We start from the raw sequence: 13,273 nt of genomic DNA, 5'->3' as shown, positions 1-13,273 counted from the left end.
ATAGCAGAACAAAACTTCCGGATTACGGAAAAGCCTGACCGCCAGACCCGCAGGAGAACCTGATGCCTCGTATGACAGCCGCCGCTGCTGCAGTTGAGATCCTCAAGCTCGAGGGTGTCGAACAAGCGTTCGGTGTCCCCGGTGCTGCGATCAACCCCTTCTACCGCGAGCTCAAGAACGTGGGCGGCATCAACCACACGCTCGCCCGCCACGTCGAGGGCGCCTCGCACATGGCGGAGGGGTACACGCGCGCCAAGGCGGGCAACATCGGCGTCTGCATCGGTACCTCGGGCCCGGCCGGCACCGACATGATCACCGGCCTGTACTCCGCCATCGCGGACTCCATCCCGATCCTGTGCATCACCGGTCAGGCTCCGGTCTCGAAGCTCCACAAGGAGGACTTCCAGGCCGTCGACATCGCCTCGATCGCCAAGCCGGTCACCAAGGCCGCCACGACGGTCCTGGAGGCCGCGCAGGTCCCCGGCGTCTTCCAGCAGGCGTTCCACCTCATGCGTTCCGGCCGTCCCGGCCCGGTCCTCATCGACCTGCCGATCGACGTCCAGCTGACCGAGATCGAGTTCGACCCGGCCACCTACCAGCCGCTGCCGGTCTACAAGCCGCAGGCCAGCCGCGCCCAGGCCGAGAAGGCCCTGAGCTTCCTGCTGGAGTCCGAGCGCCCGCTGATCGTCGCCGGCGGCGGCATCATCAACGCCGACGCCTCCGACCTGCTGGTCGAGTTCGCCGAGCTGACCAACATCCCGGTCATCTCCACCCTCATGGGCTGGGGCGTCATCCCGGACGACCACGAGCTGGCGGCCGGCATGGTCGGCGTCCAGACCTCGCACCGCTACGGCAACGCGACCTTCCTGGAGTCGGACGTCGTCCTCGGTATCGGCAACCGCTGGGCCAACCGCCACACCGGTTACAACCTGGACGCGTACCTCGGCGACCGCAAGTTCGTCCACGTCGACATCGAGCCCACCCAGATCGGCAAGATCTTCGCTCCGGACTTCGGCATCGCCTCCGACGCCAAGGCCGCGCTGGAGCTCTTCATCGAGGTCGCCAAGGAGCTCAAGGCAGAGGGCAAGCTGCCGGACTTCTCCGCCTGGGCCGCCTCCGCCCAGGAGCGCAAGGCCACCCTGCAGCGCCGCACGCACTTCGACAACATCCCCATGAAGCCGCAGCGCGTCTACGAGGAGATGAACAAGGCGTTCGGTCCCGAGACCCGCTACGTCACCACCATCGGCCTCTCCCAGATCGCCGGCGCGCAGATGCTGCACGTCTACAAGCCGCGCCACTGGATCAACTGCGGCCAGGCCGGCCCGCTCGGCTGGACCATCCCGGCCGCCATCGGTGCCGCCACCGCGGACCCGGAGACCCCGATCGTCGCGCTCTCGGGCGACTACGACTTCCAGTTCATGATCGAGGAGCTGGCGGTCGCCGCCCAGCACAAGGTCCCCTACGTCCACGTCCTCGTGAACAACGCCTACCTGGGCCTGATCCGTCAGGCGCAGGGCGGTCTCGGCATCAACTTCGAGGTCAACCTCGAATTCGAGAACATCAACACCCCGGAGCTCGGCGTCTACGGCGTCGACCACGTCAAGGTCGCCGAGGGCCTGGGCGTCAAGGCCATCCGCGTCACCGACCCGAACGAGTTGGGCGCCGCCTTCGAGCAGGCCAAGAAGCTGGCCCAGGAGTTCCAGGTCCCGGTCGTCGTCGAGGCCATCCTGGAGCGCGTCACCAACATCTCGATGAGCAAGACCGTCGACATGAGCGACGTCACCGAGTTCGAGGAGCTCGCAACCGAGCCCGGTCACGCCCCGACCGCGATCAAGGCCCTGAAGGTCTGATCCCCGGCTCCGGCCGTACGCCGCGACCCCCGCGCCTCCACGAGGAGGGCGGGGGTCGCTGCGCGTGCGGCCATCGCGTCCGGGCCGGTGGGGATCCGGCTCCGGCCGCTCGCCGCGGTGGGGCAGCCCCTGGTGGCGCTGGTGGTCGCCCGGTCCGCGGCCCGCATCCCGCTCAGCGGCCCCTCGTACCAGTGGGCGTTCGCCCGGGCAGCCCCGGACCGGCCGGTGATCCTGTTCGTCCAGGCCGTCCCCGCCATCGCCCGTGCGATCCTGATCGGGCTGCGGCCCGGCCGGGCCGCAGCCCGATCAGGGGGAGAGATGGCCGAGCTCGGACACCCGCGCGCCTGCGAGGAAGTCCTCACCGTCCGCAGGGAGCTGGCCGGGCAGGTCGTCCGGGCCCTGCAGGACGCCGGCCTGCCCGCCCTCCGCGCGGACGCTCCCGACGCCCCGGGCCGGCCGGGTCCGGTGGTCATGGTCGACGCCGACGCCGAGATGGGGTCGGCGGCCGTCTCCGTGAGCTGGACGCCCGGTCCCGGCATGGCCCGGGCGGCGGCGGAGGCCTTCCTCGCCGGCGATGTCGAGGCGCTGGCCGTCCGGCGTTTCGCAACGGCGAGTACCCGTATGCAGGGCGAGCTGATCAGGATCCTGCTCGCGGCGGGGTTCCTCGCGACGTGGGAGAACGACGACATGGATCCGGACCACGTCCAGGTGTTCGGGCGGAAGTCCGACCTGCCGCCCGCGCTGCGGCCCACCTTCGTGCCACCGGCACGCTGAGGTCCGGGGTACGACAAAGCGCCGAGCCACGGGACCGTCCGTGACTCGGCGCTCTGGTTGTTACCGCCCGACGGTGCGAGGCTGGCGCGACAGGACGTTCGCACCGCCGGGCGGAGTATGTGGGGAGGAGTCCTCCTCTTCCTGCAGGGCGCTCTGTGCGCAGCCCCTGTAAGAAGAAGAGGAGTGGCTGGGACCGTGGCGGGCGGGCGACGAGAACTCCGGCACCGTCTCCCTCAGGTCAAGAGACGGGCCTCGGAACCCATTACCACCGCACTGGCTCGCACGCTCGCCACGGTCCTCGTCCTGCCCTCGCCGCGTACCACCCCTCATCCGGGTCCACGGGTCGGGCTCAGCACCCGGAGCCTGACCTCCCGTCAGGCCCCCGGTACATCCATATCGGCTCAGGCGTCGCGCAGGGCGCGCACGGCCTCCTCGACGCGACGGCCGTAGTCGGCGTCGGCGGCGTGGAAGTGAGCCAGGTTCTTCTCGATGACGTCCTCGAGGGTGACCTGGGAGAGGCCGCCGGCGATGTTCGCCACCAGGCGCTGCTTCTCGGCCTCCGACATCAGGCGGTAGAGCTCACCGGCCTGGAAGAAGTCGTCGTCCTTGGTGTGGGCCGGGGCCTCGTGGGTGCCCGTGTAGCCGGAGACGGCCTTCGGGGCGCCGAGGGCGAGACCGGTCTCGGCCGGGCCCTGGTACGAGTTGGGCTCGTAGTTCTTGTCGTGGCGCGAGCCGTTGCGCAGCGCCATGACGCCGTCGCGGCCGTAGTTGTCGGCCTTCGTCGCCTTCGGTGCGTTGACCGGCAGCACGGTGTGGTTCACGCCGAGGCGGTAGCGCTGGGCGTCGGCGTAGGCGAACAGGCGGCCCTGGAGCATCTTGTCCGGCGAGGCGGTGATGCCCGGGACGAAGTTGTTCGGGGAGAAGGCGGACTGCTCGACCTCGGCGAAGACGTTGTCCGGGTTGCGGTCGAGGACCAGGCGGCCCACGCGCTGCAGCGGGTAGTCGCTGTGCGGCCACACCTTGGTGAGGTCGAACGGGTTGAAGCGGTAGTCCGCGGCCTCGGCGGCCGGCATGATCTGGACGTAGAGGGTCCAGCTCGGGTTCACGCCGCGCTCGATCGCCTGCAGCAGGTCGGTCTGGTGCGAGTTCGCGTCCTTGCCGACGAGCTCGGCGGCCTGCTCCCCGGAGAGGCAGCGGATGCCCTGGTTCGTCTTGAAGTGGTACTTGACGAAGAAGGCCTCGCCCTGCTCGTTCGTCCACTGGTAGGTGTGGGAGCCGTAGCCGTTCATGTGGCGGTACGACGCCGGGATGCCGCGGTCGCCCATCAGCCAGGTGATCTGGTGCGTGGCCTCGGGGGCGTGCGCCCAGAAGTCCCAGACGTTGTCCGGCTCCTGCTTGCCCGTGAAGGGGTCGCGCTTCTGGGAGTGGATGAAGTCGGGGAACTTGATCGGGTCCTTGATGAAGAACACCGGGGTGTTGTTGCCGACGAGGTCGTAGTTGCCCTCTTCGGTGTAGAACTTCAGGGCGAAACCGCGGGGGTCGCGCACCGCGTCCGCGCCACCGAGGGAGTCGGCGACGGTGGAGAAGCGCAGGAAGGTCTCGGTCTTCTTGCCGACCGTGTTCAGGAAGGCGGCGCTGGTGTAGGCGGTGACGTCGTCGGTCACCTCGAAGTAGCCGTACGCGGCCGAGCCGCGGGCGTGCACCACACGCTCCGGGATGCGCTCACGGTTGAAGCGGGCGAGCTTCTCAAGGAGCTGCTGGTCCTGGATCAGGAGCGGGCCACCGACGCCGGCGGTGGCGGAGTTCTGATTGTCGGCGACCGGGGCGCCGGACTCGGTCGTCAGCGTGCGCTTCGACATGGTGACCTTCCGTACGGGTAACTGCTGACGGAAAGCGTCTTCCGTCATGCGGAACAGCCTAAATTCGGCGAGAACTAAACGTCAACAGTTTGTTGAACGAAGTTGTGGGGTGAGGTGACCCGGACGGTGCCGGCGCTTGGGCGCGACAGGACAGGTGTCAGCACCGGCACCATCCGGAGACTCGGCGCCCCCTGCGTGAGGGGGCGGTCCGGGCCCCGTGGGGGCCCGGCGGGGGACCTCAGACCTGGGCGCCGGAGAGGCGCTCGACGGCGCGCAGCAGGGCCGAGTGGTCCAGGCCGCCGTCACCCTGGGCGCGCAGCGAGGCGACCAGCTGGGCGACGACCGCGCCGACCGGGAGGGCCGCACCGACGTTGCGGGCGGCGTCGGTGACGATGCCCATGTCCTTGTGGTGCAGGTCGATCCGGAACCCGGGCTTGAAGTCGCGGTTCAGGAAGTTGTCCTTCTTGCGGGTCAGCACCGTGGAGCCGGCGAGGCCGCCGTTGAGGACGTCCAGGGCGGCGGTGAGGTTCACGCCCGACTTCTCGAGGAAGACGACGGCCTCGGCGCACGCCTGGATGTTCACCGCGACGATGAGCTGGTTGGCGGCCTTCACCGTCTGGCCGGAGCCGTGCGGCCCGCACAGGACGATGGTCTTGCCGAGGGCCTCGAGGACCGGCAGGGCCTCGTCGAAGTCGGCCTGCTCGCCACCCACCATGATCGACAGGACGGCCTCGATGGCGCCGGCCTCGCCGCCGGACACCGGGGCGTCGATGACGCGGATGCCCTTCTCGGCGGCGTTCTTCGCCAGGTCCACGGAGGTCTGCGGGGTGATCGAGGACATGTCGACGATCAGCGCGCCCGACCTGGCGTTCTCGAGGATGCCCTCGGGGCCGTAGTTGATGGCCTCGACCTGCGGGGAGGCGGGCACCATCGTGATGATCACGTCGGCGTCCTTGACGGCCTCGGCGATCGAGCCGGCCGCGGTGCCGCCGGCGGCGGCCAGGCGCTCCAGCTTGTCCTGCTCCAGCGTGAAGCCGGTGACCGAGTAGCCGGCCTTCAGCAGGTTCTCGGACATGGGGGAGCCCATGATTCCGAGACCGATCCAGGCGATCTTGGGGAGGTTGCTCATGATGAGGGTCCTTCTCTTAATGCTTTGTACGAAAAGTGCGTGAGGTGCCTGGCTGATCGCCCGGACTTCGTCCTCCTACTTGGCGGCGCGGGCCTCGGCCGGCAGCCATGCGAAGGAGGCGGCAGCGTCTGCGGCCTTGTACTCGAGGCCTACGTAGCCCTCGTATCCGGCCTTCTTCAGCTGGTCGAGCAGCTCCTCGAGGGGCAGCTCGCCGGTGCCCGGAGCCCCTCGTCCCGGCTTGTCCGCGATCTGGACGTGCCCGGTCTTGGCGGCGTACTTTTCGATGACCTCGGAGAGGTCCTCATCGTTCATCGCCAGGTGGTACAGGTCGAGCAGGAACTTGGCGTTGCCGAGGCCGGTGGCCTCGTTCACCTTGTCCACCACCTCGATGCCGGCCGGGGCGCTCACCAGCGGGTAGAGCGGCGACTCGGGCTTGTTGAGGGTCTCGATCAGGAGGATCGCCCCCACGCGGTCCGCGGCCTGCGCCGCCACGACCAGGTTCTTGAGGGCCAGCTCGTCCTGGACGGCCGGGTCCACGCCTTCGACGCGGTTGCCGTACAGGGCGTTCAGCGCCTTGCAGCCGACCGAGGCGGCGAAGTCCGCCGCCACGTTGATGTTGGCGTTGAAGCGGTCCGACTCCTCGCCGGGTACCGAGACCGCGCCGCGGTCCGGGCCCGGCAGTTGGCCGGCGTAGAAGTTCAGGCCCACCAGCTGGGTGCCGGCTTCCTCAAGAGCCTTCTTGAGGGCGTCGAGCTCCTCCTGAGCGGGGGTGGGGGTCTCGATCCAGGGCCACCACAGCTCGACCGCCGTGAAGCCCGCCGCGGCGGCAGCCGCAGGGCGCTCCAGGAGCGGGAGTTCCGTGAAGAGGATCGACAGGTTCACATCGAAGCGCTGGTCCGTGTATCCCATGAGGGGTGTGCGCTCCTTCCGTATTGCGGAAGTTATTTTCTGCTTGATGGAAGACTGCATGGGGTTCCGCGCGGATGTCAAGTGCGGACTCCCGAAAAATCGAGACAGCGCGGTAGCTTGAGCCGCGTGCGATTGAGAGTGGAGTTCACGACCGAGCCCTTCGATCTCGAAGAGGCCCCCGACCACGCCGTGGCGGCCCGCGAGGTCATCCAGAAGGCCCAGCTGGAGGCGGTGGACGTCGGCCCGTTCGGCAACACTGCGGAAGGCGAGGCCGACCGGGTGCTGTCCGCGGTGACCGCGCTGCTGCGCGATTCCTTGGGGGCCGGTGCCACGCGCGTCACCCTCCAGGTCAACGTGATCGGCGAGGAGACGCCATGACCGAGCCCCGCGACCACCCCTTCGTCACGGCGGTCAAGCCGCTGGTGGACGCGATGGGCGGCGAGCTGATGGACCCGGCCCAGGCCACGCCCGACGACGTCGTGCTCACCTGGGAGGGTCAGGAGCTGCTCGCCGTGCGCCTGCCCCAGCTCTCGGACTCGCTGGACCACATCCTGGCCGCGCTGGAGCGCCGGCACGGCGTACCGTTGTCCCAGCTCGACCGGAAGTCCAAGCAGGACGTCGTGCGGATACTGGAGGCGCGGGGCGCCTTCTCCGTGCGGCACGGTGTGGAAACGGTCGCGGGCGCGCTGGGCGTAAGCCGCTTCACGGTCTACAACTACTTGAACAGGGAAAACCCCAGTAAGAACACCCCAGCGTGAACAAATTCTGACTCACGGTGACGAGCCGCCGCCCAATTCACCCGGGCGGCGGCTTTTGTGTACGGGAAGTTTCAACAAAGTGTTGACGCCGTGTGGTGGAGAGCGTTAGCTATGCGCAGCCCGTCAAAGCAACAACAGGCCACGGAGGCCTACCGTGACTTCGAGTCCGACCCCGGGTCTCACCCGGATCAACACCTTGGACGACAGCGCGGCCACGGCCGAGCTGCACGAGGTGTGCGCCAGCTCGGCGTGGGGGAGCAAGATGCTCGCCCAGCGCCCCTTCGCCACCGCCGAGTCGCTGTTCGCCGCGAACGAGGCCGCCATGGCGGAGCTCACCGCGGAGGACCTGGCCGAGGCGATGGGAGGCCACGCGCCGATCGGCCGGCCGAAGCCGGGAGACCCGACCTCCGCCCGCGAGCAGCGCGGCATGGCCGGTGCCTCGGAGGAGCTCAAGAACGAACTCCTCGAACTGAACCTGGCCTACCAGGAGAAGTTCGGCCACGTCTTCCTCATCTGCGCCACCGGTGCGACCGGTGAGTTCATGCGGGACGCGGTCAAGGTCCGGATCGACAACTCGCCGGAGCAGGAGCGGGAAATCGCCCGCGGCGAGCTCGTCAAGATCAACAAGATCCGCCTGACCCGCCTCGTAGAAGGAGAGTGAGACCGACCATGAGCACCGAGACCACCGCGTCGGTGTCCACGCACATCCTGGACACCAGCATCGGCAAGCCCGCCGAGGGCGTCGCCATCTCCCTGTCGGCCCGTACGGGACTCGACGGCGAGTGGGTGGCCCTGGGCGGATCCGCCACCGATGCGGACGGGCGCTGCAAGGACCTGCCGGCGCTGCCGGAGGGCACCACCCACGTACGTCTGGACTTCGAGACCGAGACGTACTTCTCAAAGAAGCAAGCCGAGGCGCAGCAGGACGCCCCCCGCGTAAGGGACAGCGCTACGTTCTTCCCCGAGGTCACCATCACGTTCGCGGTGAACCCGGGCGAGCACTACCACGTACCGCTGCTGCTCAACCCGTTCGGCTACTCCGTTTACCGAGGGAGCTAGCATGGCCACGATTCTGGGCCAGAACCAGTACGGCAAAGCAGAGAACCGCGTCGTCAAGATCACGCGGGACGGCGACACGCACCACATCAAGGATCTGAACGTCTCGGTCGCCCTCTCCGGCGACATGGACGACGTCCACTACTCCGGCTCGAACGCCAACGTCCTGCCGACGGACACCACCAAGAACACGGTGTACGCGTTCGCCAAGGAGTACGGCATCGAGTCCGCCGAGCAGTTCGGCATCCACCTGGCCCGCTGGTTCGTGAACAGCCAGGAGCCGATCCAGCGCGCGCGCATCCGGATCGAGGAGTACGCCTGGGACCGGATCGCCACGTCCGACGCCAACTCCAAGTTCATCGGCGCCGACGAGGTGAACCACTCCTTCGTCCGCCAGGGCATGGAGACCCGCGTCACCCAGATCACGTACGACGGCCAGAACTGGGAGGTCATCTCCGGCCTCAAGGACCTGGTCGTCATGAACTCCACGAACTCCGAGTTCTGGGGTTACGTGAAGGACAAGTACACGACGCTGCAGGAGGCGTACGACCGCATCCTGGCCACCCAGGTGTCGAGCCGCTGGCGCTTCAACTGGTCGGACGACGAGCAGCGGATGCCCAACTGGGAGAAGTCCTACGCCGAGACCCGCAAGCACATGCTGCAGGCCTTCGCGGAGACCTACTCCCTCTCGCTGCAGCAGACCCTCTACCAGATGGGTTCGCGCATCATCAACCACCGTTCGGAGATCGACGAGGTCCGCTTCTCGCTCCCGAACAAGCACCACTTCCTCGTCGACCTGGAGCCCTTCGGCCTCAAGAACGACAACGAGGTGTACTTCGCCGCGGACCGTCCCTACGGTCTGATCGAGGCCACGATCCTGCGGGACGGCGCCGACGCGCGCATCCCGGTGGACATGACCAACCTCTAGAGCGCGGCACGCGCGTCCCGGGGCTCCGCAGTGGCCCCGGGACCGCGCGACACGACCCAACTTCCTGAATCGGCACCCGGACGCACCACACGGGGCGGCAGTACTGTCAGCTGCCAAGGCCCCGGCTCCGGCACTCAAATCCCCTGGGTCCTGCCGTGCCCGCACCGCCACTGAAAGCACGAGGAAGTCCCATGGCAGCATCGGCAGCCCATGACAGCGCCACCCGGCGCATCGTCATCGAGAACTGTGCGATCGCGACCGTCGACGCCAATGACACCGAGTACGCCTCGGGCCACATCGTCGTCGCAGGCAACAGGATCGAATTCATCGGTGCGGGCAAGGCCCCCGAGAACCTCGAGAACGTAGTCCGCCGCATCGACGGTACCGGGCACCTCGTGACCCCCGGTCTGGTCAACACGCACCACCACTTCTACCAGTGGATCACGCGTGGCCTGGCCACCGACCACAACCTCTTCAACTGGCTCGTCGCGCTGTACCCGACGTGGGCGCGCATCGACGAGCAGATGACGTACACGGCCGCGCAGGGCTCCCTCGCCGCGATGGCCAAGGGCGGTGTCACCACCGCGATGGACCACCACTACGTCTTCCCCAAGGGCTCCGGCGACCTGTCCGGCTCGATCATCCGGGCCGCGTCCGAGATGGGCGTCCGCTTCACCCTCGCCCGCGGCTCCATGGACCGCAGCGAGAAGGACGGCGGCCTGCCGCCGGACCACGCCGTCGAGACCCTCGAGGGCGCGCTGGCCGACACCGAGGCGACCGTCAAGAAGTTCCACGACGCGTCCTTCGACTCGATGACCCAGGTCGCCGTCGCCCCCTGCTCCCCCTTCTCGGTCTCCACCGAACTGCTCAAGCAGGGCGCCGAGCTGGCCCGCCGCCTCGGCGTGCGCATGCACACGCACGGCAGCGAGACCGTCGAGGAAGAGAAGTTCTGCCACGAGCTCTTCGGCATGGGCCCGACCGACTACTTCGAGTCGACCGGCTGGCTCGGCGAGGACGTGTGGATGGCGCACAGCGTCCACATGAACGACTCCGACATCGCCGCTTTCGCCCGTACCAAGACCGGTGTCGCGCACTGCCCGTCCTCCAACGCCCGTCTGGCCGCCGGCATCGCCCGCGTCCCGGACATGCTCGCCGCCGGCGTCCCGGTCGGCCTCGGCGTGGACGGCACCGCCTCCAACGAGTCCGGTGAGCTGCACACCGAGCTGCGCAACGCGCTGCTGATCAACCGCCTGAACCCGGTCCACCGCGAGCGCGCCCTGAACGCGCGCCAGGCCCTGCGCCTCGGTACCTACGGAGGCGCCCAGGTCCTCGGCCGTGCCGACAACATCGGTTCGCTGGAGGTCGGCAAGTGCGCCGACCTGGTCCTGTGGAACCTGAACACCTTCCTGCACTCCTCGATCGCCGACCCGGTGACCGCTCTGGTCTTCGGTGCGGCCGCCCCGGTGACGGCCTCGTTCGTCAACGGCAAGCAGATCGTCGAGAACAACCGACTGCTCTTCGCCGACGAGGACGCCATCGCGGTGTCCACGCGGGAAGAGGCCCAGCGCCTCGCGCGGATCGCGCAGGCCTGATCCCCCGGAGTCCGGCCGGGGGGGACGGCCCCCGGCCGGCCGCCGCGGACCCGAGCGGGGTCCGTGGGCAGCCGTTCCCGGGAGGCGCCCGAGGAAATCCGAAGGCGTCCCCGGGAGCGGTGACTCGTGCCACCAGCGCCATGGCGCATCGCGGGAGCGGCGATTGGGCGAATCGTTTCTGCACCCCTTGGGACCAAGAAGTGGCTCCACCGGCTCCACCCACAACTTCACACACGCGCTCGACTCGCACCGCTTTCGCACCACCTCCATGACACCCACGTCCCTGCCGACGTGTTACCCGACCGGAGGAAGCCGTGGCCCAACCGCCCAGGTTTCGCAAAGACGCAGTCGCAGTACCGGAGGAGAAGCACCCGGTCGACGAGACCCTGCCTCCGCTGAAAATGTTCACGAGCGGCCTGCAGCACGTGGCCGCCATGTACGCGGGTGTCGTGGCCCCGCCCATGATCGTCGGCCCCGCGGTCGGACTCTCCGCCTCCGAGACCGCCTTCCTGATGGGCGCCTCGCTCTTCACCGCCGGGCTCGCCACCCTCCTGCAGACCCTCGGTTTCTGGAAGATCGGCGCCAAACTCCCCTTCGTCAACGGCGTCTCCTTCGCCGGTGTGACCCCGATGATCGCCATAGGGAAGGGGGAGGGTGCGGACGCCCTCCCCGTCATCTTCGGCGCGATCATCGTCGCCGGAGCCATCGGCTTCCTCGCCGCCCCCTACTTCGGCAAGCTCGTCCGCTTCTTCCCGCCAGTCGTCACGGGCACGGTCATCACCCTGATCGGCGTCTCGCTCCTGCCCGTGGCCTTCAACTGGTCGCAGGGCGGCAACCGCACCGCCGCCGACTACGGCTCCATGAAGAACATCGGCATGGCCGCCGTCACCCTGGTGATCGTCCTGCTCATGCGCAAGTTCCTGCGCGGCTTCCTCCAGCAGATCTCCATCCTGCTCGGACTGGTCGCGGGCACCCTGATCGCGCTTCCGCTGGGGATGACCGGCTTCGACGCCGTCAGGAACGCCTCGGTGGTCGGCTTCCCCACGCCGTTCCACTTCGGCGCGCCGCAGTTCCAGGTCGCCGCGATCGTCTCGATGTGCATCGTCATGCTCGTCTGCATGACCGAGTCCACCGCCGACATCCTGGCCCTGGGCAAGATCGTCGGCCGGCCGGCGGACGAGAGGGCCATCGCGGGAGGCCTGCGCGCAGACACCCTCGGCAGCGCGATCAGCCCGCTCTTCAACGGGTTCATGTGCAGCGCCTTCGCCCAGAACATCGGCCTGGTCGCCATGACCAAGGTGCGCAGCCGCTTCGTCGTCGCCGCGGGCGGCGGCATCCTGATCCTGCTGGGCCTGTGTCCGATGGCCGCCTCCGTCATCGGAGTGGTCCCGCTGCCCGTCCTGGGCGGCGCCGGCATCGTCCTCTTCGGTTCGGTGGCCGCCAGCGGCATCCAGACCCTGGCCGGCGCGGCCATGGAGAAGGGCGAGAACGCCCTGATCGTCGCCGCGTCCGTCGGCATCGGCCTGATCCCGATCGCCGCGCCGGATTTCTACCACGCCTTCCCGAAGGACCTGCTGGTCGTCCTCGACTCCGGCATCAGCACCGGCTGCGTGGTGGCCATCGTGCTGAACCTGGCCTTCAACCACCTCGGTGCCAGGAAGGGTGCGGCCTCGGGGGCCGCACCCGAACCCGTGCCGATCCACTGACCGGCAAGGAAGCACGGCGGCGCGCTCGCCACCCACTGCGGGTGTGGCGAGCGCACCGCCGCGTCCGGTACGAGCGAACCGCCGTGCGCCCGTACGTGCGGTGACGGCGCGCCGGGTCAGGGCCGCCAGAGCATCAGGTTGCTCATCAGCTCGGCCTGCTCGATCGCGTCGTCGAGTGCGTGGTGCGTGTGGCGCCGCCGGGACAGCAGTTCGCGGGGCATCCGCCCCTTGACCGCGGCCCGCAGAGGCACCCGCGCCTTCGTCGCGTAGAGGGTCTTCATGTCGAGGCACCCGGAGTGTCCGAAGGGGCTGTCCCCGCCGAACCGCATCAGGTACCAGTACAGGAACGTCCAGTCGAAGGACGCCGGGTAGCCGCACATCACCGGTTGGGCGTCCACGGACACCTTCCGCACCCAGGCGCGGAACTCGGCCATCGCCGCCGCCGGATCGGCGCCCTCCCGGACCAGCCGGTCGCGGTCGAGCCCGCTGACGGCCAGCGCCTCGGGCACGAACGCGTCACTGATCGGCCGCAACTCCCGGTAGAAGGTGCGCCTTTGCGGATCTGCGGCCGTATACGCATCCCCCTCCTGCCGGCCGGCGACCGCGGCCCCGAAGCTGATCATCGAATACGGTCCCGGAATGGGTCCGTCGGCCTCGATGTCGACGGAGATGTAGAGACTGGGACGTGCGTTGCGGACTGCCATGCGCGAGA

Annotated in this window: 13 protein-coding genes; 9 read left to right on the top strand and 4 right to left on the bottom strand. The window is 68.5% G+C overall.

What is annotated here, in order from left to right:
* The first annotated feature begins 62 nt into the window (after nt 1-62).
* Together gcl and OHA91_RS08545 are read left to right on the top strand one after the other, a co-directional pair.
* Entirely contained in the window at nt 63-1,850 is a 1,788-nt protein-coding gene (gcl, locus tag OHA91_RS08550; protein WP_031152229.1) for a glyoxylate carboligase, read from the top strand.
* An 87-nt stretch (nt 1,851-1,937) separates the two neighbouring features.
* A complete protein-coding gene (locus tag OHA91_RS08545; protein WP_328738961.1) occupies nt 1,938-2,624 on the top strand; it encodes a hypothetical protein in 687 nt (228 codons plus the stop codon).
* A gap of 401 nt (nt 2,625-3,025) precedes the next feature.
* Here OHA91_RS08545 and OHA91_RS08540 read toward each other — a convergent pair whose 3' ends face one another.
* From OHA91_RS08540 to OHA91_RS08530, 3 genes are all read right to left on the bottom strand, one after another.
* A complete protein-coding gene (locus OHA91_RS08540) occupies nt 3,026-4,483 on the bottom strand; it encodes a catalase (RefSeq protein WP_031152233.1) in 1,458 nt (485 codons plus the stop codon).
* Between the two features lie 238 nt (nt 4,484-4,721).
* Nucleotides 4,722-5,612 (bottom strand): 2-hydroxy-3-oxopropionate reductase, encoded by an 891-nt coding sequence (locus tag OHA91_RS08535; RefSeq protein ID WP_031152235.1) that lies wholly within the window; start codon nt 5,610-5,612, stop codon nt 4,722-4,724.
* Nucleotides 5,613-5,687: 75 nt separating this feature from the next.
* Nucleotides 5,688-6,521 (bottom strand): TIM barrel protein, encoded by an 834-nt coding sequence (locus OHA91_RS08530; protein ID WP_031152238.1) that lies wholly within the window; start codon nt 6,519-6,521, stop codon nt 5,688-5,690.
* A gap of 126 nt (nt 6,522-6,647) precedes the next feature.
* Here OHA91_RS08530 and OHA91_RS08525 point away from each other — a divergent pair, with 126 nt between their 5' ends.
* The 7 genes from OHA91_RS08525 to OHA91_RS08495 all read left to right on the top strand — a co-directional run bounded on the left by OHA91_RS08525 (nt 6,648) and on the right by OHA91_RS08495 (nt 12,561).
* Nucleotides 6,648-6,899, top strand: a complete 252-nt coding sequence (locus OHA91_RS08525; RefSeq protein ID WP_078959365.1) for a hypothetical protein — start codon at nt 6,648-6,650, stop codon at nt 6,897-6,899.
* Nucleotides 6,896-7,279: a helix-turn-helix domain-containing protein gene (locus OHA91_RS08520; RefSeq protein WP_031152242.1), complete on the top strand. Its 384-nt coding sequence runs from the start codon at nt 6,896-6,898 to the stop codon at nt 7,277-7,279. The genes OHA91_RS08525 and OHA91_RS08520 overlap by 4 nt, the downstream gene beginning before the upstream one ends.
* Before the next feature lie 154 nt (nt 7,280-7,433).
* Nucleotides 7,434-7,940 carry a 2-oxo-4-hydroxy-4-carboxy-5-ureidoimidazoline decarboxylase gene (gene uraD, locus OHA91_RS08515; RefSeq protein ID WP_031152244.1) on the top strand — a complete coding sequence of 169 codons (507 nt, stop codon included), beginning with the start codon at nt 7,434-7,436 and terminating at the stop codon, nt 7,938-7,940.
* Between the two features lie 8 nt (nt 7,941-7,948).
* The gene (uraH, locus tag OHA91_RS08510) at nt 7,949-8,338 is read left to right on the top strand and encodes a hydroxyisourate hydrolase (protein ID WP_031152247.1); all 390 of its coding nucleotides are present in this window, start codon (nt 7,949-7,951) and stop codon (nt 8,336-8,338) included.
* A 1-nt stretch (nt 8,339) separates the two neighbouring features.
* On the top strand, nt 8,340-9,263 hold the full coding sequence (pucL, locus tag OHA91_RS08505; protein ID WP_031152249.1) for a factor-independent urate hydroxylase: 924 nt from the start codon (nt 8,340-8,342) through the stop codon (nt 9,261-9,263).
* A gap of 191 nt (nt 9,264-9,454) precedes the next feature.
* Nucleotides 9,455-10,855, top strand: coding sequence for an 8-oxoguanine deaminase (locus OHA91_RS08500; protein WP_328738960.1), 1,401 nt, complete (start codon nt 9,455-9,457; stop codon nt 10,853-10,855).
* A 314-nt stretch (nt 10,856-11,169) separates the two neighbouring features.
* Complete coding sequence (locus tag OHA91_RS08495; protein ID WP_078959366.1) at nt 11,170-12,561, top strand: nucleobase:cation symporter-2 family protein; 1,392 nt, start codon at nt 11,170-11,172, stop codon at nt 12,559-12,561.
* Nucleotides 12,562-12,677: 116 nt separating this feature from the next.
* Here the strand turns inward: OHA91_RS08495 and OHA91_RS08490 are convergent, their stop codons facing one another.
* Entirely contained in the window at nt 12,678-13,265 is a 588-nt protein-coding gene (locus tag OHA91_RS08490) for a 3'-5' exonuclease (RefSeq protein ID WP_037632704.1), read from the bottom strand.
* Between the last annotated feature and the right edge of the window lie 8 nt (nt 13,266-13,273).

Origin of the sequence: Streptomyces erythrochromogenes (assembly GCF_036170895.1) — a bacterium.
GTDB lineage: Bacteria > Actinomycetota > Actinomycetes > Streptomycetales > Streptomycetaceae > Streptomyces > Streptomyces erythrochromogenes.
Note: the sequence above shows the minus strand (reverse complement) of the source record. Positions and strands in the feature narration are given on the sequence as shown.

Bases quoted from the DNA above. Each gene is read 5' to 3' on its own strand.
- gcl (WP_031152229.1), top strand. From the start codon at position 63: ATGCCTCGTATGACAGCCGCCGCTGCTGCAGTTGAGATCCTCAAGCTC.
- OHA91_RS08540 (WP_031152233.1), bottom strand. From the start codon at position 4,483: ATGTCGAAGCGCACGCTGACGACCGAGTCCGGCGCCCCGGTCGCCGAC.
- OHA91_RS08535 (WP_031152235.1), bottom strand. From the start codon at position 5,612: ATGAGCAACCTCCCCAAGATCGCCTGGATCGGTCTCGGAATCATGGGC.
- OHA91_RS08530 (WP_031152238.1), bottom strand. From the start codon at position 6,521: ATGGGATACACGGACCAGCGCTTCGATGTGAACCTGTCGATCCTCTTC.
- OHA91_RS08520 (WP_031152242.1), top strand. From the start codon at position 6,896: ATGACCGAGCCCCGCGACCACCCCTTCGTCACGGCGGTCAAGCCGCTG.
- uraH (WP_031152247.1), top strand. From the start codon at position 7,949: ATGAGCACCGAGACCACCGCGTCGGTGTCCACGCACATCCTGGACACC.
- pucL (WP_031152249.1), top strand. From the start codon at position 8,340: ATGGCCACGATTCTGGGCCAGAACCAGTACGGCAAAGCAGAGAACCGC.
- OHA91_RS08500 (WP_328738960.1), top strand. From the start codon at position 9,455: ATGGCAGCATCGGCAGCCCATGACAGCGCCACCCGGCGCATCGTCATC.
- OHA91_RS08490 (WP_037632704.1), bottom strand. From the start codon at position 13,265: ATGGCAGTCCGCAACGCACGTCCCAGTCTCTACATCTCCGTCGACATC.